This is a genomic window from Candidatus Pseudothioglobus sp. Uisw_050_01, from assembly GCF_048085775.1.
GTDB lineage: Bacteria > Pseudomonadota > Gammaproteobacteria > PS1 > Pseudothioglobaceae > Pseudothioglobus.
Genome location: NZ_CP159804.1, coordinates 1,496,633 through 1,521,408, shown reverse-complemented (window position 1 = coordinate 1,521,408; position 24,776 = coordinate 1,496,633). Strand labels below are relative to the sequence as shown.

At 36.9% G+C, this 24,776-nt stretch carries 39 protein-coding genes, 3 tRNA genes and 1 pseudogene; 35 read left to right on the top strand and 8 right to left on the bottom strand.

Going from position 1 to position 24,776, the window contains the following annotated elements; genetic code table 11:
- Positions 1-19: 19 nt before the first annotated feature.
- From ABXT51_RS07725 to ABXT51_RS07695, 7 genes are all read right to left on the bottom strand, one after another.
- A tRNA-Cys gene (locus ABXT51_RS07725) sits at positions 20-93 on the bottom strand.
- A gap of 58 nt (positions 94-151) precedes the next feature.
- A tRNA-Gly gene (locus ABXT51_RS07720) sits at positions 152-227 on the bottom strand.
- Between the two features lie 29 nt (positions 228-256).
- Positions 257-838 (bottom strand): CDP-diacylglycerol--glycerol-3-phosphate 3-phosphatidyltransferase, encoded by a 582-nt coding sequence (pgsA, locus tag ABXT51_RS07715; RefSeq protein ID WP_416653558.1) that lies wholly within the window; start codon positions 836-838, stop codon positions 257-259.
- Positions 839-894: 56 nt separating this feature from the next.
- Positions 895-971 (bottom strand) — tRNA-Arg (locus tag ABXT51_RS07710).
- A gap of 34 nt (positions 972-1,005) precedes the next feature.
- On the bottom strand, positions 1,006-2,334 hold the full coding sequence (locus ABXT51_RS07705) for a UDP-N-acetylmuramoyl-tripeptide--D-alanyl-D-alanine ligase (protein WP_416695080.1): 1,329 nt from the start codon (positions 2,332-2,334) through the stop codon (positions 1,006-1,008).
- Entirely contained in the window at positions 2,321-3,709 is a 1,389-nt protein-coding gene (locus ABXT51_RS07700; protein ID WP_416695077.1) for a UDP-N-acetylmuramoyl-L-alanyl-D-glutamate--2,6-diaminopimelate ligase, read from the bottom strand. Before ABXT51_RS07700 ends, ABXT51_RS07705 begins: the two co-directional genes overlap by 14 nt.
- Before the next feature lie 35 nt (positions 3,710-3,744).
- On the bottom strand, positions 3,745-4,710 hold the full coding sequence (locus tag ABXT51_RS07695) for a KpsF/GutQ family sugar-phosphate isomerase (protein WP_416696313.1): 966 nt from the start codon (positions 4,708-4,710) through the stop codon (positions 3,745-3,747).
- 144 nt (positions 4,711-4,854) lie between these two features.
- Here ABXT51_RS07695 and ABXT51_RS07690 point away from each other — a divergent pair, with 144 nt between their 5' ends.
- The 35 genes and pseudogenes from ABXT51_RS07690 (at position 4,855) to ABXT51_RS07520 (ending at position 24,277) form a co-directional block, all read left to right on the top strand.
- Positions 4,855-5,328 (top strand): low molecular weight protein-tyrosine-phosphatase, encoded by a 474-nt coding sequence (locus ABXT51_RS07690; RefSeq protein WP_416695074.1) that lies wholly within the window; start codon positions 4,855-4,857, stop codon positions 5,326-5,328.
- Positions 5,329-5,428: 100 nt separating this feature from the next.
- The gene (gene rpsL, locus ABXT51_RS07685) at positions 5,429-5,803 is read left to right on the top strand and encodes a 30S ribosomal protein S12 (protein WP_271537465.1); all 375 of its coding nucleotides are present in this window, start codon (positions 5,429-5,431) and stop codon (positions 5,801-5,803) included.
- Between the two features lie 20 nt (positions 5,804-5,823).
- Positions 5,824-6,291, top strand: a complete 468-nt coding sequence (gene rpsG, locus ABXT51_RS07680; RefSeq protein ID WP_271537464.1) for a 30S ribosomal protein S7 — start codon at positions 5,824-5,826, stop codon at positions 6,289-6,291.
- Positions 6,292-6,306: 15 nt separating this feature from the next.
- Positions 6,307-8,409, top strand: coding sequence for an elongation factor G (gene fusA / locus ABXT51_RS07675; RefSeq protein ID WP_416695072.1), 2,103 nt, complete (start codon positions 6,307-6,309; stop codon positions 8,407-8,409).
- A gap of 13 nt (positions 8,410-8,422) precedes the next feature.
- Positions 8,423-9,613 (top strand): elongation factor Tu, encoded by a 1,191-nt coding sequence (gene tuf / locus ABXT51_RS07670; RefSeq protein WP_416677538.1) that lies wholly within the window; start codon positions 8,423-8,425, stop codon positions 9,611-9,613.
- A 79-nt stretch (positions 9,614-9,692) separates the two neighbouring features.
- Positions 9,693-10,004: a 30S ribosomal protein S10 gene (rpsJ, locus tag ABXT51_RS07665; RefSeq protein ID WP_271537458.1), complete on the top strand. Its 312-nt coding sequence runs from the start codon at positions 9,693-9,695 to the stop codon at positions 10,002-10,004.
- A gap of 22 nt (positions 10,005-10,026) precedes the next feature.
- Positions 10,027-10,848, top strand: a complete 822-nt coding sequence (gene rplC, locus ABXT51_RS07660) for a 50S ribosomal protein L3 (protein ID WP_416695070.1) — start codon at positions 10,027-10,029, stop codon at positions 10,846-10,848.
- 25 nt (positions 10,849-10,873) lie between these two features.
- Positions 10,874-11,488, top strand: a complete 615-nt coding sequence (rplD, locus tag ABXT51_RS07655) for a 50S ribosomal protein L4 (protein WP_271537455.1) — start codon at positions 10,874-10,876, stop codon at positions 11,486-11,488.
- Entirely contained in the window at positions 11,485-11,775 is a 291-nt protein-coding gene (gene rplW / locus ABXT51_RS07650; RefSeq protein WP_416686645.1) for a 50S ribosomal protein L23, read from the top strand. The genes rplD and rplW overlap by 4 nt, the downstream gene beginning before the upstream one ends.
- Positions 11,776-11,785: 10 nt before the next feature.
- Positions 11,786-12,610 (top strand): 50S ribosomal protein L2, encoded by an 825-nt coding sequence (gene rplB, locus ABXT51_RS07645; RefSeq protein ID WP_416695068.1) that lies wholly within the window; start codon positions 11,786-11,788, stop codon positions 12,608-12,610.
- Between the two features lie 9 nt (positions 12,611-12,619).
- A complete protein-coding gene (gene rpsS / locus ABXT51_RS07640; protein ID WP_271537450.1) occupies positions 12,620-12,889 on the top strand; it encodes a 30S ribosomal protein S19 in 270 nt (89 codons plus the stop codon).
- An 18-nt stretch (positions 12,890-12,907) separates the two neighbouring features.
- Positions 12,908-13,237, top strand: a complete 330-nt coding sequence (rplV, locus tag ABXT51_RS07635; RefSeq protein WP_271537475.1) for a 50S ribosomal protein L22 — start codon at positions 12,908-12,910, stop codon at positions 13,235-13,237.
- 6 nt (positions 13,238-13,243) lie between these two features.
- On the top strand, positions 13,244-13,936 hold the full coding sequence (rpsC, locus tag ABXT51_RS07630; protein WP_416695066.1) for a 30S ribosomal protein S3: 693 nt from the start codon (positions 13,244-13,246) through the stop codon (positions 13,934-13,936).
- 12 nt (positions 13,937-13,948) lie between these two features.
- The gene (rplP, locus tag ABXT51_RS07625; RefSeq protein WP_271537445.1) at positions 13,949-14,359 is read left to right on the top strand and encodes a 50S ribosomal protein L16; all 411 of its coding nucleotides are present in this window, start codon (positions 13,949-13,951) and stop codon (positions 14,357-14,359) included.
- Complete coding sequence (rpmC, locus tag ABXT51_RS07620) at positions 14,359-14,547, top strand: 50S ribosomal protein L29 (RefSeq protein WP_416695064.1); 189 nt, start codon at positions 14,359-14,361, stop codon at positions 14,545-14,547. The genes rplP and rpmC overlap by 1 nt, the downstream gene beginning before the upstream one ends.
- A complete protein-coding gene (rpsQ, locus tag ABXT51_RS07615; RefSeq protein ID WP_271537443.1) occupies positions 14,544-14,813 on the top strand; it encodes a 30S ribosomal protein S17 in 270 nt (89 codons plus the stop codon). Before rpmC ends, rpsQ begins: the two co-directional genes overlap by 4 nt.
- 25 nt (positions 14,814-14,838) lie before the next feature.
- Positions 14,839-15,207, top strand: a complete 369-nt coding sequence (rplN, locus tag ABXT51_RS07610; protein WP_271537442.1) for a 50S ribosomal protein L14 — start codon at positions 14,839-14,841, stop codon at positions 15,205-15,207.
- Positions 15,207-15,518, top strand: a complete 312-nt coding sequence (gene rplX, locus ABXT51_RS07605; protein ID WP_416695061.1) for a 50S ribosomal protein L24 — start codon at positions 15,207-15,209, stop codon at positions 15,516-15,518. Before rplN ends, rplX begins: the two co-directional genes overlap by 1 nt.
- 23 nt (positions 15,519-15,541) lie before the next feature.
- Positions 15,542-16,093, top strand: coding sequence for a 50S ribosomal protein L5 (rplE, locus tag ABXT51_RS07600; RefSeq protein WP_271537440.1), 552 nt, complete (start codon positions 15,542-15,544; stop codon positions 16,091-16,093).
- Entirely contained in the window at positions 16,086-16,391 is a 306-nt protein-coding gene (gene rpsN, locus ABXT51_RS07595; RefSeq protein ID WP_271537438.1) for a 30S ribosomal protein S14, read from the top strand. Before rplE ends, rpsN begins: the two co-directional genes overlap by 8 nt.
- Before the next feature lie 9 nt (positions 16,392-16,400).
- Positions 16,401-16,799 carry a 30S ribosomal protein S8 gene (gene rpsH / locus ABXT51_RS07590; protein WP_416651621.1) on the top strand — a complete coding sequence of 133 codons (399 nt, stop codon included), beginning with the start codon at positions 16,401-16,403 and terminating at the stop codon, positions 16,797-16,799.
- Between the two features lie 15 nt (positions 16,800-16,814).
- Positions 16,815-17,360, top strand: coding sequence for a 50S ribosomal protein L6 (rplF, locus tag ABXT51_RS07585; RefSeq protein WP_416695059.1), 546 nt, complete (start codon positions 16,815-16,817; stop codon positions 17,358-17,360).
- A gap of 17 nt (positions 17,361-17,377) precedes the next feature.
- Positions 17,378-17,725, top strand: coding sequence for a 50S ribosomal protein L18 (rplR, locus tag ABXT51_RS07580; RefSeq protein WP_271537433.1), 348 nt, complete (start codon positions 17,378-17,380; stop codon positions 17,723-17,725).
- Between the two features lie 24 nt (positions 17,726-17,749).
- On the top strand, positions 17,750-18,268 hold the full coding sequence (gene rpsE, locus ABXT51_RS07575) for a 30S ribosomal protein S5 (protein ID WP_271537431.1): 519 nt from the start codon (positions 17,750-17,752) through the stop codon (positions 18,266-18,268).
- The gene (rpmD, locus tag ABXT51_RS07570) at positions 18,268-18,573 is read left to right on the top strand and encodes a 50S ribosomal protein L30 (protein WP_416695055.1); all 306 of its coding nucleotides are present in this window, start codon (positions 18,268-18,270) and stop codon (positions 18,571-18,573) included. Before rpsE ends, rpmD begins: the two co-directional genes overlap by 1 nt.
- Before the next feature lie 3 nt (positions 18,574-18,576).
- On the top strand, positions 18,577-19,011 hold the full coding sequence (gene rplO / locus ABXT51_RS07565) for a 50S ribosomal protein L15 (protein ID WP_416695052.1): 435 nt from the start codon (positions 18,577-18,579) through the stop codon (positions 19,009-19,011).
- Positions 19,012-19,015: 4 nt separating this feature from the next.
- Positions 19,016-20,296 (top strand): preprotein translocase subunit SecY, encoded by a 1,281-nt coding sequence (gene secY, locus ABXT51_RS07560; RefSeq protein ID WP_416695049.1) that lies wholly within the window; start codon positions 19,016-19,018, stop codon positions 20,294-20,296.
- A gap of 9 nt (positions 20,297-20,305) precedes the next feature.
- Positions 20,306-20,419: a 50S ribosomal protein L36 gene (gene rpmJ / locus ABXT51_RS07555; RefSeq protein WP_020026342.1), complete on the top strand. Its 114-nt coding sequence runs from the start codon at positions 20,306-20,308 to the stop codon at positions 20,417-20,419.
- Between the two features lie 113 nt (positions 20,420-20,532).
- Positions 20,533-20,886: a 30S ribosomal protein S13 gene (gene rpsM / locus ABXT51_RS07550; protein ID WP_416695045.1), complete on the top strand. Its 354-nt coding sequence runs from the start codon at positions 20,533-20,535 to the stop codon at positions 20,884-20,886.
- A gap of 17 nt (positions 20,887-20,903) precedes the next feature.
- Positions 20,904-21,290 carry a 30S ribosomal protein S11 gene (rpsK, locus tag ABXT51_RS07545; RefSeq protein WP_416695042.1) on the top strand — a complete coding sequence of 129 codons (387 nt, stop codon included), beginning with the start codon at positions 20,904-20,906 and terminating at the stop codon, positions 21,288-21,290.
- Positions 21,291-21,299: 9 nt separating this feature from the next.
- On the top strand, positions 21,300-21,926 hold the full coding sequence (gene rpsD, locus ABXT51_RS07540) for a 30S ribosomal protein S4 (protein WP_271537420.1): 627 nt from the start codon (positions 21,300-21,302) through the stop codon (positions 21,924-21,926).
- A 9-nt stretch (positions 21,927-21,935) separates the two neighbouring features.
- Complete coding sequence (locus ABXT51_RS07535; protein ID WP_416695039.1) at positions 21,936-22,916, top strand: DNA-directed RNA polymerase subunit alpha; 981 nt, start codon at positions 21,936-21,938, stop codon at positions 22,914-22,916.
- 9 nt (positions 22,917-22,925) lie between these two features.
- A pseudogene (gene rplQ, locus ABXT51_RS07530) lies at positions 22,926-23,306 on the top strand (50S ribosomal protein L17); the annotation flags it as partial.
- A 276-nt stretch (positions 23,307-23,582) separates the two neighbouring features.
- The gene (rpsU, locus tag ABXT51_RS07525; protein WP_416651608.1) at positions 23,583-23,798 is read left to right on the top strand and encodes a 30S ribosomal protein S21; all 216 of its coding nucleotides are present in this window, start codon (positions 23,583-23,585) and stop codon (positions 23,796-23,798) included.
- A 32-nt stretch (positions 23,799-23,830) separates the two neighbouring features.
- Complete coding sequence (locus tag ABXT51_RS07520; RefSeq protein ID WP_416695036.1) at positions 23,831-24,277, top strand: GatB/YqeY domain-containing protein; 447 nt, start codon at positions 23,831-23,833, stop codon at positions 24,275-24,277.
- 2 nt (positions 24,278-24,279) lie between these two features.
- On the opposite strand, the gene ABXT51_RS07515 is transcribed toward ABXT51_RS07520, so the two are convergent.
- Positions 24,280-24,735, bottom strand: coding sequence for an Lrp/AsnC family transcriptional regulator (locus ABXT51_RS07515; RefSeq protein WP_416695033.1), 456 nt, complete (start codon positions 24,733-24,735; stop codon positions 24,280-24,282).
- Positions 24,736-24,776 lie beyond the last annotated feature (41 nt).

Genomic DNA, 24,776 nt, shown 5'->3' with positions numbered 1-24,776 from the left:
CATCGAGCTTTTTTTTGATTGGAGGCTGGGACCGGAGTCGAACCGGTCTATAAGGCTTTGCAGGCCCCTGCATAACCGCTTTGCTACCCAGCCAATTGAGGTTAAATTAAAAAAAGCCTTATTATCAAGACCAATATAAACAGTTAGAATATGGAGCGGGAAACGAGATTCGAACTCGCGACATTCACGTTGGCAACGTGATGCTCTACCAGCTGAGCTATTCCCGCACAAGGTTGGAAATTATAGTGTTTTTTTTCTAACTGTCAAATGTTTTTAGCCCTGCAATTAGATATTTTATACCTGACCAGAGTGTCAGAATTGTTGCAGCAAAGAGAAGGACACGGCCCATTATATTTATCTCATTAAATGAAAAAACGAATAGAGGCTGATGAATCAAAAGAAATAGTATTGCAATCATTTGGACAAATGTTTTTGATTTCCCTATCCATGACACAGCAACATTAGCTCTTTTACCAACTTCACTCATCCATTCTCGCAGCGCAGAAACAAGAATTTCTCTCGAGATTATGATTATTGATGGAATTGTGATATACCACGTGTGATAGTAATCTATTAGAAGAATAAGCGCTGTACAAACCATCAGCTTGTCTGCCACTGGATCAAGAAATGCCCCAAGCGCAGTTTCTTGGTTGAGTCTTCTGGCTAAGAATCCATCTATAAAGTCAGTCGCACTGATAACTATATAAATTGCAATAATAGAATTATTAATCCAGCTAAGTGGCTCTCCATCTAGATAGTTTGGCTGTAAATAAAACAAACCAATAAAGATAGGAATCAAAAAGATTCTTGATAGGGTAATTAAATTAGGAAGAGTCATCATAAGGCTAATTCTATCAAAGACTCGAAGTGTTTAGAGCAAACTTATTTAAATGTTGGTGCGCTCGGCAGGATTTGAACCTGCAACCGCTCGGTTCGTAGCCGAGTACTCTATCCAGTTGAGCCACGAGCGCAGCAGCGTAATTATCGCCATGTTTCATGCAAAGGTCAAGAAGAGTTTGAGGTATTTATTAAATTATCAACCAATTTATTAAGCTCCATCATTCTTGAACCTTTTATTAAAATTATAGCGCCTTTATGATGGCTCTCTATCTCATTAAATATTGATTCAATATTCTCAAAATGGCTGCCTTTATAGTATTGAGCCTCTTGACCAATTGTTAGAAGATTATCAATATTTTGTTCACGCGCATAATCTCCAATTTGTAGATGAAGTTTTTTTGAATCTTTACCAAGCTCTGCCATTGCTCCCAGAACTAAAACTTTCTTTTCAGGAAATTGTTTAAGTGAGTCAATTGCAGCTTTCATTGATTGTGGGTTTGCATTATAACTATCATCAAGTATAGTGAAATTTTGAAGTTTAATTAATTCTAGTCGCCCTTTTTCAGGCGCTGAATTCTCAAGACCTTTTTTTATCATCTGAGGGCTAATCCCAAGCTTAAGGGCGCAAGCTGAGGCTGCTAATGCATTGTCTATTTGATGTAAGCCAATCATGGACAGAGTTATATTTACAGAGCTAAGATTAAAGTTAAGATTAAAGTTTAGAGTGGAATTAGTTTGCTTAACATCACTGGCATATATGTCACTATCTTTACCAAAAAAAGTAAGAGCTTTAGTATTAGACATTTTTTCCCAGATATTGATATGAGGTGAGGATTTATTAACGATTGCAATACCATCTTCAGATAAAGATTCGAGAATCTCTCCTTTTGCTTTGACTAGGTTTTTCTCACTGCCAAACTCACCAAGATGCGCATTATTCGCATTTGTAATGATTGCAATATCTGGCTGAGCCAACTTGCACAATAGCTCAATTTCATTTACATGATTTGCGCCCATTTCAATAATGCAGTATTGGTGATTTTTTTCAAGCTCTAAAAGTGTTTTAGGAACGCCTAAGTGATTATTAAGATTACCTTTAGTTGAAAGTGTTGGACCGTGTAGGGACAAGATTGAGTGAAGCATGTTTTTTGTTGAGGTTTTTCCATTGCTTCCAGTAATTGCAATTACAATTGGTGAGTGAGATTGACGATGCCAAGCGGCTAATTTTTGGTATGCTATTTCTGAATTATTAACTTCAATAGTAGGTAAATTTGAGTTAACTTTTTTATGAGTAATAGCTGCACTAGCGCCTAAATCTTCTGCTTGTTCAATAAAGTTATGACCATCAAAATTTTCACCTTCAAGCGCAATAAAAAGCTTTCCAGAAATTTGACCTCGAGTGTCAGTACAAATGCCCTGAAAGTTGATCGCTTTATCTGAGCTTGATTTACCACTAATAATTTTGCTTATTTTATCGGTGTCAGATGAAAGCATCTAATGCGACCTCAACATCACTGAACTGAAAAATTTGATCACCAATAGTTTGTGTTGTTTCGTGACCCTTGCCTGCTATAAGTAATACTTCATCTTCCCCTAAGGTTTTTACTGCCGTTTCTATTGCATGTTTTCGATCTAAAATTACCTGAACATCATTCTCTACTTTAATTCCACCAAGTATATCTTCAATAATTTTTTCTGGACTTTCGCTTCTTGGATTATCATTTGTAAGAATTATGCTGTCAGCATTTTCACTTGCGATTTTCCCCATTAACTGCCTCTTGGTTTTATCCCTATCTCCACCGCACCCAAAAAGCACTCTGATTTTAAATTCAGGATAGTGCGTCCTAAGAGATGCAAGGGCATTATCAAGTGCATCTGGTGTGTGTGCATAGTCTATCCAAATATGGCTGTTTTCAAGTTGTTGCATTCTTCCAGGTGGTGGATAAAGTTTTGCAAGAAAAGGAATAATTTGATCTTCACTATATCCCAAACATTTAACACTAGTGAATGCTGCAAGAGCATTTGATAAATTAAACTCCCCTATTAAGGGTAATTCAAAGACGTAATTATTGAGCTGACAAATAAAACCATTCTCACTAGTTTTAAAGAATTCTAAATCATCGATTCCAAAGGTAAGTGGATCTTTGTCAGAGGCAGTATCTAAAAAATATTGATGATTTTCATCATCCCTATTAATAATTGCTTTTTTTGAAAAACCATTCGTAAATAATTTACCTTTGGCCTCTTTATAATTATTCATTGTTTCATGATAATCAAGATGATCTTGAGTCAAGTTGGTGAAGATGCCCTGAATAAATGAAAGCCCTTTAAGTCGATCTTGCATGAGCGCATGCGAAGAGGCCTCAATAATGGCTAGTTCAATTCCCTGGTTGCTATATTCATTAAGTGAGCTGTATATTGAGAAGATGTCTGGTGTTGTGTTTATACTTTTCTTTTCAACCTTGCTGATTCCAAGAGTCCCAATAACGCCATTATTAACTTCTAAGAAGTCTAGTAGCTGTGAAATGTAATGACTGACAGACGTCTTACCATTTGTACCCGTGACTGCAATGAGATCAACATCCTTCGCTTTGGTGTAGAAGTTTTGAGCAAGCCTAGAAAGGTGAAGCTTGAGGTTGTCAATTCTGATGATTGGGACACCGCAATTAACATCTCTTCCCTCAATTAAAACCCCTATACAGCCATTTTCAATTGCACTGTTGATATACTCAGCACCATGATTTTTCTCACCTTGAAGGGCAATAAATAAATCACCCTTAGTAAGTGTTTTCGTATTGAGTGACATACCTGAAACATCAAATGCTTCAGTAGTTTCAGCAATATTGGATAAAAGGATTTTAATGTCCATTGTTATTAAAACCTATAAAGGTAATGGTCAACTTACTAAAATAATTTCGCTTGAATCAAGGTATGCATGTTGATTGCGCCAACTATATTATTACTTGAGTCAACAACTGGCAGTGAGTTTAAGCTATATTTTTCCATCAACTGCATTGCGATTAATGCAGGCTCTTGTGGTTCAATGGACTTACAATCTTTGGTCATGACATCTTGAATGGTTAATTTCTGAAAATCTACATTAGACTCTAATGCCCTTCTTAAGTCACCATCAGTAAATATTCCCATGAGCTTTTCATTTTCAGCAATGAGAACCATCCCAAGTGCCTTTTCACTCATCACTAAAAGGCTATCAATAAGCAGCATCTCTTTAGTGACCTTTGGTATATCTTCCCCTGATTTCATAATACTGGAGACAAGCGTGAGTAGTCTCCTGCCTAGGGAGCCTGAAGGATGAGACATGGCAAAATCATCTGATGTGAAATTATTTAAGGACATAAGCGAGACAGCAATTGCATCACCCATAACCAAGGTTGCGGTAGTGCTTGAGGTTGGCGCTAAATTGTTAGGGCATGCTTCATTATCGACACTTATATCTAAATGAAAATCACTTGATGAGGCGATTAAAGATTTAGCACTTCCTGTCATACTGATAATAGGCACATTCATTCTTTTGATTCCTGGGAGTAAAGAGATAATCTCATCTGATTCTCCAGAATAGGAAATCATGATAACTACATCATCATGACTAATCATCCCAAGGTCGCCATGACCAGCCTCAGCTGGATGTAAATAGAAAGCAGGTGTCCCTGTTGATGCCAGGGTGGAAGAGATTTTTTTGGCGATATGACCTGATTTACCCATCCCAATTAGAACAACTTTCCCTATACAGTTTTTAAGAATTTGGCAAACCTCATCAAAACTTTGATCAATTCTGCCTTTAAGTTTTAAAACAGAATCAGCTTCAGTTTGAATGACGTCTTTAGCAATATCGATTATAGATTTACCCACAGGCATAGTAGAATTGGTCTTTGTTGTGTATTGATAGATTATAAATATTATTTAACTAGTATGGGTTATATAATTATTTCTTAATTTGAAATATAATCTCGGGATGGGAAAACTTTTAGCATTTATATTATCTGAGCTATTTCAGTGGAATTAAAAAACAAAGTTCTGTTTGTTTGTATGGGTAATATTTGTCGCTCTCCAACAGCGGAAGGTGCTTTTCGATCAATTGTTGAACAAAATAGTAAATCTCAACATTTTGAAATAGATTCAGCTGGGACTCACGCATACCATATAGGTAATTCACCTGATCAAAGGTCTCAACAAGCCGCTATCAATCACGGTGTTGATTTGTCAAGTCAGAGAGCGAGGCACGTTCATGAGAGTGATTTTTATTATTATGACTACATTATTGCCATGGATTCTGACAATCTCGAAAGATTGAAATCAATCCAACCTTCTGAAAGTCATTCAAAGATTGAATTAATGTTAAATTATTCCAAAGAACATTATGGTGCTAGTGTTCCTGACCCCTATTATGAGGGAAAGTTTGATGAAGTCTTTGAGATGCTTTACTCAGCTTGCACATCATTTTTTGAAAGTATAGTAAAAAAAGACTAATATTCATTGACATTCGAGTCAGCACCAAAGTATAATTGCCCGCTTTATTGACCCCGCTATGTGGGCGAAAAATTAAATATACATTGGAGTATAAACCTTTATGTCAACGATTAACCAATTGGTAAGAAAGCCAAGAAGTAAGAAGATTGTTAAAACTGGTGTCCCAGCGTTGGACAGTTGCCCACAAAAACGTGGAGTATGCACTCGAGTTTATACAACAACACCAAAGAAACCTAACTCTGCTTTAAGAAAAGTTGCTCGTGTCAGATTAACTAATTCTGCTGAAGTTACAACTTATATTGGCGGTGAAGGACATAACTTACAAGAACACTCGGTGATTCTTATTCGTGGTGGTCGTGTTAAAGATTTACCTGGTGTACGTTACCACACTGTTCGTGGAGCATTAGATACAACTGGTGTAGATGGAAGAATGCAAGGCAGATCAAAATATGGTACCAAAAAACCAAAAACATAATTTATTAAGAGAAAACTAATATGAGAAGAAGAGCCGCCCCAAAAAGATTAATATTGCCAGATCCTAAATATCATGATCTTGTTCTAGCTAAGTTTGTAAATATTTTAATGCTAGATGGTAAAAAATCAGTCGCTGAAAAGATTGTCTATGATGCACTAGATACAATTGAATCCAAAGGAAACGCGGAGCCAGTTGAAACATTTAAAAAAGCTCTTGAAAATATTGGTCCAGCAGTTGAAATCAAATCTCGTCGTGTTGGTGGTTCTACATATCAGGTTCCAGTTGAAGTAAGATCAGATCGGAAAGTTGCTTTGGCGATGCGTTGGATTATCGAAGCATCAAGAAAGCGTGGTGAAAAAGGAATGAAGCTTAGGTTGGCAGGCGAAGTGCTAGATGCAGTTCAAAACCGTGGTACTGCATTTAAGAAAAAAGAAGACACTCATAGAATGGCAGATGCTAATAAAGCATTTGCTCATTTCCGCTGGTAATTTAAGGACTCAATCATGGCAAGAATTACTCCAATTAATCGTTATCGTAACGTTGGTATCATGGCACATATTGATGCTGGAAAGACGACGACTACTGAACGCATACTTCTATATACAGGACGTACTCACAAAATTGGTGAAGTCCATGATGGAAGTGCAACAATGGACTGGATGGAGCAAGAGCAAGAGCGAGGTATTACAATTACTTCAGCTGCAACTACTTGTTTCTGGAAGGGAATGGATGGTCAGTTTGAAGATCACCGAATTAATATTATTGATACCCCAGGCCACGTTGATTTCACGATTGAAGTTGAAAGGTCATTAAAAGTATTAGACGGCGCTTGCGCCGTTTTTTGTGCTGTGGGCGGCGTAGAGCCTCAATCTGAAACAGTTTGGAGACAAGCAAATAAATATAACGTTCCTAGAATTGGCTTTGTTAACAAGATGGACCGAGCAGGTGCGGATTTTTTACGTGTATGCGACCAAATTAAAACAAGATTAGGTGCTAACCCTGTTCCGATGCAAATTGCTATTGGTGCAGAAGATGCCTTTGAAGGCGTAGTTGATCTTATCCGTATGAAAGCCATTTATTGGAATGAAGAAGATCAAGGCGCAACATATGAAGTGAAAGATATCCCTGTTAATTTGCAAGATCTTGCAGATGAGAAACGTGAATTCATGATGGAATCTGCAGCAGAGGCTAACGAAGTACTTATGGAGAAGTACCTTGATGACGGTGAATTGAATCCTGATGAAATTAAAGAAGGTATCCGTCTTCAAACCATTGCGAATCAAATTATTCCAATGTTCTGTGGTACAGCGTTTAAAAATAAAGGTGTCCAGGCTGTTTTAGACGCTATGGTAATGTATATGCCTTCTCCAGAAGAAGTGGATGCTATTACTGGAATATTAGATGATGCTGCTGAATCAGAAGGAGTAAGGCCTCCTACAGATGATGAGCCTTTTGCAGCTCTAGCTTTTAAAATTGCGACAGACCCTTTTGTTGGTAACCTAACTTTCTTTAGGGTTTACTCTGGTGTTTTAAAGTCAGGTGATTTTGTATATAACTCATCTAAAGGTAAGAAAGAGCGTATCGGCCGAATTGTGCAAATGCACTCCAACGATCGTGAAGAAATTAAAGAGGTAAGAGCTGGAGATATTGCTGCAGCTATTGGCCTAAAAGATGTTACGACTGGTGACACACTATGTGACATGAAAGATAAAATTATTCTTGAAAGAATGGAATTTCCTGAGCCAGTAATTGCTGTTGCAGTTGAGCCTAAAACTAAAGTTGACCAAGAAAAGATGGGTATTGCTTTAGGAAAGCTAGCAAATGAAGACCCTTCTTTTAGGGTTTCTACAGACGAAGAGTCTGGACAAACAATTATTGCAGGTATGGGTGAGCTTCACTTAGATATTATTGTTGATCGAATGATGCGTGAATTTGATGTTGGGTGTAATGTTGGTGCCCCTCAAGTAGCGTACCGTGAAACAATTACAAAACTTGTTGAGCACGAACATAAATTTGCCAAACAATCTGGTGGTCGTGGTCAGTATGGTCATGTCTATCTAAGAATTGAGCCACAGGAGCCTGGTGCGGGCTATGAATTCGTTGACGAAATTAAAGGTGGTGTTATTCCTAAGGAATATGTTCCTGCAGTTAATAAGGGTGTTCAAGAACAAATGCAAAACGGCGTTATTGCTGGATTTCCATTAGTTGATGTTAAAGTTACTGTTTATGATGGTTCTTATCATGATGTAGATTCTAACGAAATGGCCTTTAAAATTGCAGCCTCTATGTGTGTTAGAGAGGGCGTTAAACTTGCTAATCCTCAATTGCTAGAGCCAATGATGAATGTTGAAGTATCAACACCTGAAGATTACATGGGTGATGTTATGGGTGATTTAAATCGTAGAAGAGGTATTGTAAGTGCTATGGATGACACTCCAGCTGGCAAACAAATAAAGGCTGCTGTTCCTTTAGCAGAAATGTTTGGATATGCAACGGATCTTCGTTCAATGTCTCAAGGGCGTGCAAATTACTCTATGGAATTTGCTAAATATACTGCAGCTCCAAGAAATGTTGCTGAAGATGTTATTGAAAAATTAAATACTTAATAGGGGATTAGAAATGGCAAAAGAGAAATTTGAAAGAACCAAACCACACGTAAATGTGGGAACAATTGGTCACGTTGACCATGGAAAAACTACCTTAACTGCAGCCCTTACTAAGGTTATGGCTGAAATGAATGGTGGTGAATTTAAGGATTATGCAAATATTGATAATGCTCCTGAAGAAAGAGAGCGTGGTATCACGATTTCAACAGCGCACGTAGAGTATGAGTCAGCGGCTCGTCACTACGCTCACGTTGATTGTCCGGGACACGCCGACTACGTTAAGAACATGATTACAGGTGCTGCTCAAATGGACGGCGCAATTATTGTAATCGCTGCAACTGATGGACCAATGGCTCAAACGCGTGAGCACATTCTATTGTCTCGTCAAGTTGGTGTTCCTTACATCGTTGTTTACATGAACAAAGCCGATATGGTTGATGATGAAGAATTAGTAGAGCTTGTTGAAATGGAAATCCGTGAACTGTTGACAGAATACGAATTCCCAGGTGATGACACTCCAGTAATCTTTGGTTCGGCTTTGAAAGCATTAGAAGGTGACACATCAGATATTGGTGTCCCTTCAATTATGAAATTAGTTGAAGCATTAGATACATACATCCCAACTCCAGAGCGTGATACAGATAAGACATTCCTAATGCCAATTGAGGACGTGTTCTCAATCTCAGGTCGTGGAACAGTTGTAACTGGTCGTATCGAGCGTGGTGTTGTTAATGTTGGTGATGAAATTGAAATCGTTGGTATTAAAGACACGCAGTTGACTACTTGTACGGGTGTTGAAATGTTTAGAAAATTGCTTGATTCAGGTGAAGCAGGTGATAACGTTGGTGTTCTTCTTCGCGGAACGAAGCGTGAAGACGTTGAGCGTGGCCAAGTACTTGCTAAAAAAGGTACGATTAACCCGCACACTAAGTTTGAAGCAGAGATTTATGTTTTAAGTAAAGAAGAAGGTGGACGTCATACTCCATTCTTTAACAATTATCGTCCACAGTTCTACTTCAGAACAACAGACGTTACTGGTGCATGCGAACTGCCAAAAGGCGTTGAAATGGTTATGCCAGGTGACAATGTGAAGATGTCAATTGAGTTACTAGCTCCGATTGCAATGGAAGAAGGATTAAGATTTGCAATTAGAGAAGGTGGACGCACAGTAGGTGCTGGAGTCGTCTCGAAAATTACGAGCTGATTAGTTGAATAAGGGTCGTCGATATCTTGTATAATCGACGGTTTTTTCGTATCACAAGTTAGATAAGGTAAATAGGCAAATGAGCAATCAAAATATTAGAATTAAATTAAAGGCATTTGATCATCGATTAATCGACAAATCAGCCGTAGAGATTGTAGAAACAGCAAAACGAACTGGTGCTAGTGTAAGGGGTCCAATCCCTTTACCTACAAAGACAGAACGTTTTACTGTGTTGTCTTCTCCGCATGTAAACAAAGATGCTAGAGATCAGTACCAACTTAAAACTTATGTTAGGTTGATGGATGTAATTAGTCCAACAGATAAAACAGTAGACGCATTGATGAAATTAGATCTTGCTGCTGGTGTTGATGTGAAAATCCAACTTAACTAATAGAACAGAAAGGATTAATAAAATGGCAATTGCATTAGTGGGAAAAAAATTAGGAATGACGCGTTTGATGGCTAACGATGGTTCAGCATCTTCTGTTAGCGTCATTAAGATAGAGCCTAATCGAGTAGTGCAGAGCAAGTCTGTTGATACCGATGGTTATAATGCAATTCAAGTCACGACTGGCAAAAAGACTAATAAGAAGGGTGACGCAAAAATTCGTCGTGTTTCTAGCTCGTTAAAAGGTCATTATGCAAAAGCTTCTCAAGAAATTGGCCTTGGACTTTGGGAAATTAGAGTTAGTGAAAATGAAGTTTCTGATATGCCTAATCTTGATGTTTCATATTTTGGCGCTGGACATTACGTGAATGTCACAGGAAAGTCAAAAGGTAAAGGATTTCAAGGTGGCGTAAAGCGCCATAACTTTAGTATGCAAGATGCAACTCATGGAAACTCAGTTTCTCACCGTGCGATTGGTTCTACAGGACAATGTCAAGATCCAGGTCGCGTATTCAAAGGTAAAAAAATGGCTGGTCAAATGGGTAATGCTCAAGTGACAGAAGAATGTCTGGAGATACTTAGAGTTGATAGTGAGCGTAATTTGTTGTTAGTTAAAGGTGCCATTCCAGGTTCTAAAAATGGCTTTGTAAGAGTATTTTTGTCAGATAAAAAGAATAAAATTAATTCTGAGATAAGTAAGCAGCTATCTGAACAACAAGTGGCTCCAGTTGAAGAAGTTGAAGAAACGTTAGTTGAGGCATCAGTGGAAGCAATAGTTGAAGCTCCTGTAGTTGAAGATGTTGCAACAGATATTGAACAAAATCAAGATAAAGAAACTGAAGCTTAATAAATAGTTATTTAAAGGTCTAATGATGAAAGTAAAAGTATTAAATTTAAAAACGAACAAATCTACTTCTCAAGAAGTTTCAGATGATATTTTTGGTCGGAACTATAATGAATCATTAGTTCATCAAATAACAACTGCTTATATGGCAGGTGGTAGAAGTGGCACTAAAGCACAAAAAAATCGTGCTGCAGTCAGTGGTGGTGGTAAGAAGCCTTGGAAGCAGAAAGGTACAGGGCGTGCTAGAGCAGGTACTTCACGTGGACCTATTTGGAGAAGTGGTGGAGTAACTTTTGCTGCTCAGCCTCGTAACTACTCTCAAAAAGTTAATAAAAAAATGTACAAAGGTGCAATTAGTGTTATATTTTCAGAGCTACTTCGTAATGACCGCTTAAAGATAGTTTCAGATCTTGAAATTACTGAACCAAAAACAAAAAATGTTACGTCACTAATGAAATCCTTAAACCTTAAGGATGCTTTGTTAATGACAGATGAGCTAGATGAGAACTTGTACTTGTCTTCAAGGAATTTATACCATGTTGGTGTATGCGATACTCAAAGTATAGACCCAGTAAGCTTAATTGGTTATGACAATGTAGTTATGACAAAAGCCGCATTAAAAAAAGTTGAGGCAATGTTATGAATAAAGAAAAAATATTAAGCGTCCTACTTGGGCCAATTGTTTCTGAAAAATCTACTTTAGCATCTGCTAATAACCAGTACGTCTTTAAGGTTAGACCTGATAGTAATAAGAGAGAAGTGAAGGCTGCAGTTGAAGAGTTATTTGGAGTTACTGTTGAAGGTGTTACTACTTCAAATGTAAAAGGCAAGAGAAAGATTTACAAAGGTAAAGCTGGACAGCGTGTTAATTGGAAAAAAGCAGTCGTTAAAGTGTCTGAAGGTCAGATGATTGACGCTACTGCCTCATAGAGAATTTATTATGGCAATAGTTATAAAAAGAAAACCAACCTCACCTGGCAGAAGACATGTTGTCAGTGTAGTTGATAAAGATTTGCACAAAGGTAAGCCTTTTGCAGCTTTAACAGAAAGTAAGAATAGAATAAATGGTCGTAATAACCGTGGAAAAATTACTGTTAGGCATAGAGGTGGAGGCCATAAACAAAGATATCGTATTATTGACTTCAAGCGTAATAAGGATGATATTACTGCAATAGTTGAAAGAATTGAATATGATCCAAATAGAAGTGCAAATATTGCTCTTGTCTTGTATGCTGATGGTGAAAGACGTTACATTATTGCGCCTAAGGGTGTTAATGCAGGTGATCAGGTTGTTTCTGGAAATTCAGTTGCAATACAAAAAGGAAATACTTTACCTTTGAGTAATATACCACTTGGTAGTGTTATACATTGTGTTGAGCTTAAGCCACAAAAAGGAGCTCAAATTGCACGAAGTGCTGGTACATCAGTCCAGCTAGTTGCCAAAGAAGGTAACTATGTCACTCTTAGACTTCGGTCTGGTGAAGTAAGAAAAGTTTTAGCTGAATGCCGTGCAACACTTGGTGAAGTTTCAAAGTCAGAGCATAGCTTAAGAAAATTAGGAAAAGCTGGAGCCACTCGTTGGAGAGGTGTTAGACCGACAGTTCGTGGTGTAGTAATGAATCCAGTTGATCACCCACATGGTGGTGGTGAAGGAAAAACTAGTGGTGGTAGACATCCAGTTTCTCCTTGGGGTACTCCTACTAAAGGATACAAAACACGTAGCAATAAACGTACTGATAAGCTTATCGTACGTCGAAGGAATTAAAGGGAAATTATGGCAAGATCACTTAGAAAAGGTCCATTTGTAGATGAGCATTTAATTAAGAAAGTATTGAAGGCTCAAGATAATAATGACAGAAAACCAATTAAGACTTGGTCGCGTCGATCAGTTATTGTTCCTGAAATGATTGGGCTGACAATAGCTATACATAATGGTCGTAATCATGTTCCAGTTTCAATAAATGAAAATATGATTGGTCATAAATTAGGCGAGTTTGCCGTAACAAGAACATTCAAGAGTCACTCCGGTGACCGTAAATCGTAAGCATAAGGTGACATAATGATAGAAGTTAAAGCAATTCATAAATACGCAAAAATCTCACCTTTTAAAGTTAGATTAATTGCTGATCAAATTCGAAACAAGCCGGTGGAAGAGGCTTTGAGTATTTTGACATTTAGCAATAAAAAAGCTGCAGTACTTGTAAAAAAAGTTCTAAGTTCGGCGATTTCTAATGCTGAGCATAATGATGGATTAGATGTAGATGAACTAAAGGTAAGTAGTATTTTCGTAAACGAAGGTTCTACAATGAAACGTATTCGCCCAAGAGCAAAAGGTAGAGCGAATCGTATTCTTAAACGATCAAGCCACATTAGTGTTGGCGTAAGCGAGTAAAAAATTATGGGTCAAAAAGTAAATCCAGTAGGCATAAGATTAGGAATTGTTAAAGATTGGCATTCAAAGTGGTACGCCAGTAGTAAAAATTATTCCGAATATTTGTTGTCTGACATTGCAGTAAGAGACTTCTTATTCAAAGAATTAAGTACTGCATCTGTAAGTCGCATAAGTATTGAAAGATTGTCAAACACTGCTAAAGTTATTATTCATACAGCTAGACCTGGAATTGTAATTGGTAAAAAAGGTGCTGATATTGAGAAGTTGAAGAACTTGGTTTCAAAAATGATGGGCGTTCCTGTCCATATAAGTATTGAAGAAGTGAAGCAACCAGAATTAGATGCTCGTTTAGTTGCTGAAAATATTGCACAACAACTTGAAAAGCGAGTGATGTATAGACGCGCAGTAAAGAGAGTTTTAGGTAACGCAACAAGATTGGGTGCACTAGGAATTAAGATAATGGTAAGTGGTCGATTAAATGGAGCTGAAATAGCTCGATCTGAGTGGTATCGCGAAGGACGTGTTCCATTACATACATTTAGAGCTGACGTTGACTATAGCAGTTATAGGGCGAATACTCAGTATGGAGTTATTGGCATTAAAGTATGGATTTTCAAAGGTGAAATTCTAGATCATAATAAAGGCACTATTGAAGAAGTTTCAAAGCGTGGTGCTGGAAAACAAACAGTAAAGAAGTAAAGGAATAAAGAAATGTTGCAACCTAAACGTACAAAATTTAGAAAAATGATGAAAAACCGCAACCGCGGTTTAGCTGCTGGCCACAATGTAAGCTTTGGTGATATTGGCCTTCAAGCAACTGGAAGGTGTCGAATGACTGCTAGGCAGATTGAAGCAGCACGTCGAGCAATGACCAGACATGTTAAGCGCCAAGGAAAAATTTGGATTCGTGTATTTCCCGATAAACCAATTACTAAAAAACCCCTTGAAGTTCGTATGGGAAAAGGTAAAGGTAGTGTTGAATATTGGGTTGCGTTAATTAAACCTGGACAGATGTTATTTGAAATGCAGGGTGTAGATGAAGTCGTTGCTAGAGAAGCTTTTGAGCTTGCAGCTGCAAAGCTTCCAGTCAAAACAACAGTAATTAAACGGACAATAATGTAATGGATGTTAAAGAATTAAGAGATCAAGACGAGTCTCAGTTAAATGATCAGCTTATAACATTGCTTAAGGAGCACTTTGAATTGCGTATGCAGCAGAGCACTTCTCAGTTAAGTGATTTATCAAAGCTTAGTAAAACAAAGAAAGCAATTGCCCAAATTAAAACAATAATTAATGAGAAGAAGTTATGAGTGAAACTAATTCAGTAGAAAGAATATTAACAGGCAAGGTTGTAAGTAATAGCCGTGATAAAACAATTGCTGTTTTAGTTGAGCGCAAAGTACGCCATCCAATTTATAAAAAATATATTAAACGAAGCACAAAAGTTCATGCACATGATGAGAAGAATGAATGTGGTCTTGGTGATGTAGTAAGAGTTTCTGAATCAAAGCCTTTCTCAAAAACAAAGAATTGGGCCTTGGTAGAAGTTGTTGAAAAATCTGTAAATATTGATTAACTAGTAGCATTTTAGAGAGAAGAATATGATTCAAATGCAAACAAGATTACATATAGCTGACAATAGTGGTGGGGTTAAGGCTATGTGTATTAAAGTTTTAGGCGGTTCAAAGCGCCGTTATGCCAATATTGGTGATGTTATTAAAGTTAGTATCAAAGAAGCATCTCCTCGAGGTAAAGTTAAGAAAGGTGATGTATATGATGCAGTAGTTGTTAGAACTGCTCAAGGTGTTCGCCGAAGTGATGGCTCTAGAATTCGCTTTGATAATAATGCTGTAGTGTTGTTGAATCCAAAATTAGAGCCAATTGGTACACGTATTTTTGGACCTGTGACTCGTGAATTAAGAAACGCACAGTTTATGAAAATTGTTTCACTTGCACCAGAGGTTCTGTAATGATGAAAATTAAAAAAAATGATGAAGTGATAGTTATTGCAGGAAAGGATAAGGGCTCAATTGGATCTGTAAAAAATGTCCTTGGAGTAAAAGTTATTGTAGAAGGTTTAAATCTAGCTAAGAAACATGTTCGTGCTAATCCTCAGGAAGGTATTCAGGGTGGTATTGAAGAAAAGGAAATGCCATTAAGTATTTCTAATGTTGCAATTTACAACCCAACTTCAAAAAAAGCAGATCGTATAGGTATTAGAACAGATGATAAAGGTGTGAAAGAAAGATTTTATAAATCGAGCGGCGAATCCGTACTTTGATATAACAAATAAATAGGTGACAAGTGTCTAGATTACAAGAACAATACAAAAATGAAATTCTTCCTAAATTAAAGGAAGAATTAGGTGTCACTAATACAATGTCAGTCCCTAAGATTGAAAAAATAACAATAAATATGGGATTAGGCAGTGCATTAGGAGATAAAAAAATACTAGAAAGTGCTCTTGAGGAGTTAGGACTAATTTCTTCACAAAAGCCAATGACTTGTTTAGCAAGAAAGTCAGTAGCAAGCTTTAAACTTAGAGAAGGAAATGCTATTGGGTGTAAAGTTACCTTGAGAAAAGAAAGAATGTATGAATTCTTAGACCGTTTAGTGAATGTTGCAATACCTCGTATTAGAGATTTTCGTGGACTTAATGATAAATCGTTTGATGGTCGCGGAAACTACAACATGGGTATTACTGAACAGATTGTGTTCCCAGAAATTGAATTTGATAAAGTAACAAAAGTGCGCGGTATGGATATTGCTATCACTACTAATGCAAAAAATGATGAAGATGCTAAGAAACTATTGGCGATGTTTAATTTTCCATTTAAAGGAGAAAATAATGGCTAAAAAGTCTATGATTCACAGAGATGTGAAGCGATCAAAATTGGTCGAAAAGTTTAAGGAAAGACGTCTTGAACTTAAAAAAATTATTAAGAGTATTCATACCTCTGATGAAGACCGTTTCCAGGCGGTGATTAAATTACAATCACTTCCAAGAGACGCTTCACCTGTTCGTCAACGTAACCGATGTGGTCTTTCAGGTCGACCTCATGGGTTTTATCGTAAATTTGGCTTGGCCAAATCCCAACTCAGAGAGCGCACTATGAATGGTGAAGTCCCTGGATTATCTAAAGCAAGCTGGTAGGAGTTTAATATGAGTATGTCTGACCCAATAGCTGATATGTTGACTAGAATTAGGAATGCACAAGCAGTTAATAAAGATCAAGTAAGTATCCCAGCTTCAAATTTGAAGTCGGCGATTGCCAGTGTTATGCAAGACGAAGGTTATATCACTTCTTTTGCTATTGAAGGTGATAAAGCTGCTAACAAAACGTTAGTAATAAAATTAAAATATTTTGATGACCAGCCAGTTATTGAATCCTTAAACAGAATTTCTAAGCCTAGCTTAAGACATTATGCGAGCAAAGACGAGATGCCAAGAATTATGAATGGTTTAGGTATTGTCATTGTTTCAACACCAAAAGGTGTTATGACAGGTCAAGCTGCCAAAGCCCAAAATATTGGTGGTGAAGTCTTGTGCAGTGTTTCATAATATTGGAGATTAAGAATGTCTAGAATTGCAAAAGCACCAATTACAATCCCTGAAGGCGTAAATATTACGCAAGCTGAAGGATTAATTTCGGTCAAAGGAAAACTTGGTGAAATGACAATGCACGTTAATTCAGCAGTCCTTGTTTCTAATAACGATAATGTATTAACCTTTGAGCCAAATGAAGTTAGTAAGAAAGAACAAAAAAGTGCATGGGCTCAGGCTGGAACAGTAAGAGCAAATACAGCAAATTTAATTAAAGGTGTTACCGAAGGCTGGGAGAAGAAGCTAACACTAATTGGAGTTGGTTATCGTGCTAAAGCGCAAGGCAAAGTATTAAACTTAACTTTAGGTTTTTCTCACCCAGTTAACTATAACTTGCCTGAAGGTATTTCTGTTGAAACTCCTTCGCAGACAGAGGTTATTGTTAAAGGTATTGATAAGCAGAAAGTTGGTCAAGCTGCAGCAGAAATTAGAGCATTTCGTCCTCCAGAGCCATATAAAGGTAAAGGTGTTCGTTATACAGATGAGCAGGTTGTTCGTAAAGCTGCTAAGAAAAAATAATTGATTAAGGTAGTTAAATGAAATTATCAAAAAAAGATGCTCGCTTAAGAAGAGCAACAAAATTTAGAGCTAAACATGCTGAAAGAGATGTAGAGCGTTTATGTGTATTCAAATCTTCTCAGCATATATATGCTCAGATCATTAGTGGTTGTGGAACGAAAACATTAGCTTCTGCATCGAGCATATCTTTAAAAATGAAGAATGGTGGAAATGTTGAAGCTGCTTCAAAGGTGGGAGATTTGATAGCAAAGGCTGCTAAAAAAGCTAAAGTTTCTAAGGTCGCATTTGATCGTTCAGGATTTAAGTATCATGGACGAGTAAAAGCCCTTGCTGAAGCGGCAAGAGAAGGCGGATTAGATTTTTAATTAAGTAAACTTAAGGTTTAAAGAATGGCTGATAATAAAAGAAATAATTATAAAGAAGAAAGTGAATTCATCGAAAAGCTGGTTAATATTCGACGCGTAGTTAAAGTTGTCAAAGGCGGTAGAATTTTTGGTTTCTCTGCTCTAGTAGTAGTTGGTGATGGAAACGGAAAAGTTGGATACGGAACTGGAAAAGCTCGTGAAGTTCCTTTAGCTATTCAAAAAGCAATGGATAAAGCTAAAAGAGCTATGAAGCCTGTCCCATTAGTAAATGGAACATTGCACTACCCTATTACATCATCTGTTGGAGCTGCTAAAGTATATATGCAGCCTGCCTCTGAAGGAACAGGCGTAATTGCTGGTGGACCCATGCGAAGTGTTTTAGAGGCAGTTGGAGTTCATAATATTTTGGCAAAGTGTAATGGTACTCGTAACCCAATTAGTGTTGTTAGAGCTACTGTTGAAGGTTTAACTCAAATGTCATCGCCACAAATAGTCGCTGCAAAGCGAGGTAAAACGGTTGAACAAATTACTGGAGAAGTGTGATGGCTGAGAAAAAAGTAGAAACAAAAGTGGCTCCTAAGAAGTCAACTCCTAAAAAAGTAGTTGCTAAGGTTGCGACTTCTAAAGTAGTTGAAACTAAAAAAGCACCTACTAAAAAAGCTGTGTCTACAAAGTCAACGGTAAGTGTGACATTAATTAAAAGTTTTTATGGTCGCCTTCCTAAGCATCGTGCGACAGTAACTGGTTTAGGATTAAAAAGAATTAACCATACGGTTATTCTTGAGGACACGCCAGAGGTAAGAGGTATGATCAATAAAGTGTCTTACTTATTAAAAGTAGAGGGTTAAATAATGAATTTAAATACTTTGAAGCCTGCAATAGGTGAAAAAACTAGCAGGAAGCGTGTCGGAAGAGGCATCGGTTCTGGAATGGGTAAGACAGCTGGAAGAGGACATAAAGGTCAAAAATCTCGATCTGGTGGATTTTCGAAGGTTGGTTTTGAAGGTGGTCAGATGCCACTTCAAAGAAGATTGCCTAAGGTTGGTTTCTCGTCAAGGGTTTCAATAATAACATCTCAGGTAACACTATCTCAGCTTGATAAGTTAACTGAAACTGATATAAATATTGATGTTCTTAAGAAGCACAACCTAGTTACTAAAAATATATTAAGAGTCAAGGTTATGCTTTCAGGTGAAATCAATCGCGCTATTAACCTAGTAGGAATTAAGCCAACTAAGGGTGCTAAAGCAGCTATTGAGACTGCTAAAGGAACCATAAGCGAGTAAGGATATGAGTGACGATCTATTAAAACGCATCCTATACTTAGTTGGTGCTTTAATCGTTTTCAGACTTGGAACGCATATTGTGATTCCATTTATATCACAGACTGCGTTAGCTTCACTTGTGGAAGATAACAGAACTGGTATTCTAGGAATGATGAATATGTTTTCAGGTGGAGCCTTAGAACGCTTATCAATCTTCACGCTTGGAATCATGCCTTACATTTCATCTTCAATTATTATGAACCTGATGACAGCAGTTGTTCCTAAGTTTGAGCAACTTAAAAAAGAAGGTGATCGAGGAAGAAGAACAATTACTCAATATACTAGAATGGGTACAGTATTTTTAGCAGTATTTCAATCATATGGAGTGTCAATTGCACTTCAGTCTCAATCAGGTGGAGGCGTAGCGTTAGTTACAAATCCTGGCCTTACATTTAGTTTTGTAACAGTAGTTACATTAACTACTGGTACTTTATTTTTGATGTGGCTTGGTGAGCAGATTAGTGAGAAAGGAATTGGTAATGGAATTTCAATGATAATCTTTGCAGGTATTGTTGCAGGCTTGCCAGCTTCATTTGGTAATACTCTTAGTATGGTTGGTACTGGAGAGTTAAGTGTATTTGTTGTCGTACTTATGCTGGTAATGGTAGTTCTTGTAATGGCTTTTGTAGTTTTCATGGAAAGAGGACAAAGACGAATTGCTGTTAATTATGCTAAAAGACAACAGGGAAGAAAAATGGTTGGTGGTCAGACATCCTATTTACCACTCAAGATTAATATGGCAGGTGTTATTCCGCCTATTTTTGCATCAAGTATTATTTTATTTCCAGCAACTTTAGGTGGATGGTTTTCTCAATCTGAGGGAATGGAATGGTTAGCAGATATTACTTCAAGCATTTCACCAGGCCAGCCTCTCTACATAATTTTTTATGGTGCTGCAATTATCTTTTTTACCTTTTTCTATACAGCTCTTACTTTCAACGCAAAAGATACAGCAGATAATTTAAGGAAATCAGGTGGATTTATACCAGGCATTAGACCTGGACAGCATTCGGCAGACTATATAGACGCAGTAACTTCAAGACTAACAGCAGTAGGTGCTATTTATATAACAGCAGTATGCCTACTTCCAGAGTTTTTAATTTTGTATTGGAATGTTCCGTTCTACTTTGGTGGAACTAGTCTTTTAATTATCGTTGTTGTAGTAATGGATTTTATAGCACAAGCGCAGTCTCATATGATGTCCAATCAGTATGAAGGCTTAATGCGTAAAGCAAATTTAAAGTAAGGGTAAGTTATGAAAGTAAGAGCATCAGTTAAAAAAATTTGTAAAGATTGCAAAATTATTAAAAGACATGGAGTAATTCGTGTCATATGTAAAGAGCCTCGCCATAAGCAGAGACAAGGTTGATGACATTGACAGGCGTTCATTTACAAAGTAAAATTGCACGATTTTTCAACTATAAAATTTTGAGTGGAATTATCCATTCAAAAATAAAATTTTTAGAGGCATAGGTAGATTATATGGCACGTATTGCAGGCATAAATATTCCAACAAATAAACATATTATAATTGGTTTACAATCAATTTTTGGTATTGGAGAAACTAGATCAAAATTAATTTGTAAAACACTTAAATTAGAGCAAAGTACTAAGGTGTCTGCACTAACTGAAGATCAACTAGAAGCAATTCGTGGAGCTGTTTCTCAATTTGAAGTTGAAGGTGATTTGAGGCGTGATGTTGCAATGAACATAAAACGCCTAAGAGATTTAGGTTGCTACCGTGGTATACGTCACAGAAAGGGATTACCGTTACGTGGCCAAAGAACGAAAACAAACGCTAGAACTCGCAAGGGTCCGCGTCGTTTAATTAAATAATTAAGGCATAAGTTATTATGGCAAAAGAGCAAACAGCTAAGAAAAAATCTAAGAAGATCGTCTCTGACGGTATTGCACATATTCATGCAACTTTTAATAATACTATTGTGATGATTACAGACCGTCATGGGAACACTTTATGCTGGGCAACTTCAGGTGGTGCAGGATTTAGAGGCTCAAGAAAATCAACGCCCTTTGCAGCTCAAGTTGCAGCAGGTAATTGTGGTGAAAAGGCTCAAGCTTTTGGAATGAAAAATATAGAAGTTCGAGTTAAAGGCCCAGGCCCAGGCCGTGATTCTGCAATTAGAGGCTTGAATGCACAAGGTTTAAAAATTCAATCAATAACAGATGTGACGCCTATACCTCATAATGGTTGTCGTCCTTCTAAGAAACGTAGAGTATAAGGATAAATTATGGCAAGATATACAGGTCCTACATGTAAATTAGCGCGCCGTGAAGGTGTGGACTTAGAGCTTAAGAGTGGAATTAGATCTATCGATTCTAAATGTAAATTAACACAACTTCCTGGTGTTCACGGAGCAAATGCCCGTCGTCAAAAAGGAAGTGAGTATGGATTGCAGCTCCGTGAAAAACAAAAAGTTAGACGTATTTATGGTGTACTGGAAAAGCAATTTAGTCTTTATTATAAAAAAGCTAGTGCAAAAAAAGGACCAACTGGTGAAAATTTACTATCTCTTCTTGAGTGTCGTCTTGATAATGTTGTCTATAGAATGGGTTTCGCTTCAACGCGTGCGGAAGCAAGACAATTAGTGTCCCATAAGTCAATTGTAGTAAACGGTAAGCTGGTTAATATACCTTCTTTTCAAGTAAGTGCAAATGATGAAATCTCTGTTCGAGAAAAAGCAAAAAAACAAAGCCGAATTCAACTAGCACTTGAAATTTCTGGTCAGAGTGGATTATCAGAGTGGTTGGATGTTGATAATAAAGCATTGAAAGGTGTTTTTAAAAATGTTCCTGCTCGCGATGAATTATCTTCAGATATTTCAGAGCAATTAATCGTTGAATTGTATTCTAAATAGGAATTAAATATGCAAGGAAGTGCAAGAGATTTTCTAAAACCAAAACTAGTAGATTCAGTTGAGTTGTCTAAAAACGAATATCGCGTTGTTCTAGAGCCTTTTGAAAGAGGTTTTGGACATACTTTAGGAAATTCAATTAGAAGAACGTTATTATCTTCTATGGTTGGTTCTGCGATTATTGAAGTCGCAATTGATGGTGTAATGCATGAATTTTCAACTATTGAAGGTGTTCAAGAAGATGTTCTAGATATACTTCTCAATCTTAAAGAAGCTTCTATTGGCCTAAATTCAAGTGATAGCGCTACAGTGATTATTGAAAAACAAGGTCCATGTGAGCTTACAGTTGCAGATATTGAGGCAAATGGTACAGACGTATCAGTATTTAACCCTGAGAAGGTAATTGCTACAGTAAATGAAGGTGGGAAAATTAGAATGACTATTGTTATTGGTACTGGTTATGGTTATGACGTTGCTGTCGCTAGATCAGTTGATTCTGAAACAATTGGAAGTATTCAGTTAGATGCTAGCTTTTCGCCAATTAAGAGGGTTAGCTTTACAGTTGAATCTGCAAGGGTTGAACAAAAAGTCAACTTAGATAGATTGAACATCATTATTGAAACTAATGGTTCAGTTGATGCCGAAGATGCTGTGAAGAGAGCTGCTACAATTCTACAAGATCAATTATCCTCATTTGTTGAGTTAGAGCCAGTAATCGAAGAAGAGCCTCAACCAACTTCAGATGACTTTCCTCCAATGTATTTATCAGCTGTCGATGAGCTTGAATTAACAGTTCGCTCTGCAAACTGTTTGAAAGCTGAACAAATCTATTATATTGGTGACTTGATTCAAAAATCAGAGCAAGACTTACTTAGAACTCCAAACTTGGGACGTAAGTCACTTAATGAAATTAAAGAAGTTTTGACAGAGAAAAACCTAGAGCTTGGTACAGAAATTGAAAACTGGCCACCAGTTGACTTAATGAGTGAATAAGGATAAATAATGAGACACAGAAAGTCAGGTAGACAATTAAATAGAAATTCATCGCATAGAAAAGCCATGTTTAAGAATATGGCTAATTCATTAATTCTGCATGAAACAATTAAAACAACACTTCCTAAAGCGAAAGAATTAAGACGCGTTATCGAGCCTTTAATTACAAGAGCTAAGGCAGATAGCGTTGCTAATCGTCGTCATATTTTCTCTAAACTAAGAGATGATGCAATGGTTGCTAAGTTGTTTACGCAATTGGGCCCTTTTTATCAAGATCGTCCTGGTGGATATATACGTATTTTAAAAGCAGGTTTTCGTACAGGTGATAAAGCTCCAATGGCATTAGTTCAATTAGTTGATTTTGAAGGCCAAGAAGAGGTTATTATTGAGGCACCTAAAAAAGAAACTAAAGCTGCTGCACCTAAAAAAGAAACTAAAGCTGCTGCACCTAAAAAAGAAACTAAAGCTGCTGCACCTAAAAAAGAAACTAAAGCTGCTGCACCTAAAAAAGAAACTAAAGCTGCTGCACCTAAAAAAGAAACTAAAGCTGCTGCACCTAAAAAAGAAACTAAAGCTGCTGCACCTAAAAAAGAAACTAAAGCTGCTGCACCCAAAAAAGAAACTAAAGCTAAAGCGTCAAAAAAAGAATCATAAAGGAATTACCATATGCCAGCAATTAAAGTAAGAGAGAACGAACCATTTGATATTGCACTTCGTCGTTTCAGACGTCTTTGTGATAGAGCGGGTGTTATTACAGATGTTAGGAAAAAAGAGTATTTTGAGAAGCCTACGTGGGTTAATAAGCGTAAAAAAGCTGCTGCAGTTAAAAGAACTCATAAAGAAATGTCAAAAAATCGTATTCACCGTAAACGTATGTACTAATCACTATTTATAGTGCAAAAGTAAATCAAAATATGTCACAGCTAAAACAACTCATTACTAACGACATGAAGTTAGCAATGAAGGCTAAAGACAAAGAAGCCCTTAAAGCAATTCGTATGATTCTAGGGGCAATCAAACAAAAAGAAATAGATGATCGCATTGAATTGACTGATGGACAGGTTTTATCTGTTATTCAAAAAATGGTCAAGCAGCGTAAAGATTCCATATCACAATTTTCAGACGCTGGAAGAACTGACTTGGTTGATATTGAAGAAGCAGAGCTTTTAATTATAAATAACTACATGCCAAAGCAACTAAGTAAAGATGAGGTTGAGGCTGCAGTTATTAAAGCTATTTCTGAAACTGGAGCTGACTCTATGAAAGATATGGGTAAGCTAATGGGGGTTCTTAAAGGCCAGCTTGATGGTAAAGCAGATATGGGCGTGGTTTCCCAATTAATTAAAGCCAAACTAAGCTAGTTCTATTTATACATACTGGTTACTATTTCTTCCATAACGACAAAGGTTGAGCTGTGCTGAACATTTGGTAGTGATGAAATTTTTTCACCTAAGACCTTTCGATAACTCTCCATATTTTGCGTTCTGATTTTTAATAAGTAATCGAAATTTGATGCAATCATATGACATTGTTCTACTTCTGTTATATCTTTAATTGCTCTATTGAATGAATTTAGTGCGGCAGTTTTTGTATCATTCATCTTAATTTGAACAAATGCAATATGGTTATTCTCAACTAACTCATGATCAATAATGGCCTTATAGCCTTTGATATATCCTAGCGTCTCTAATTTTTTAATACGATTTAAACAAGGGGTTTTAGATAACCCAATTTGATTAGACAATTCAGTAACAGTCATTCGACCATCACTTTGAAGGAGCTTAAGAATCTTATGGTCGAAACTATCAATAGTAGGCATAATCACTAAATAAATTAAAATAATAGATCTATTATAATTAA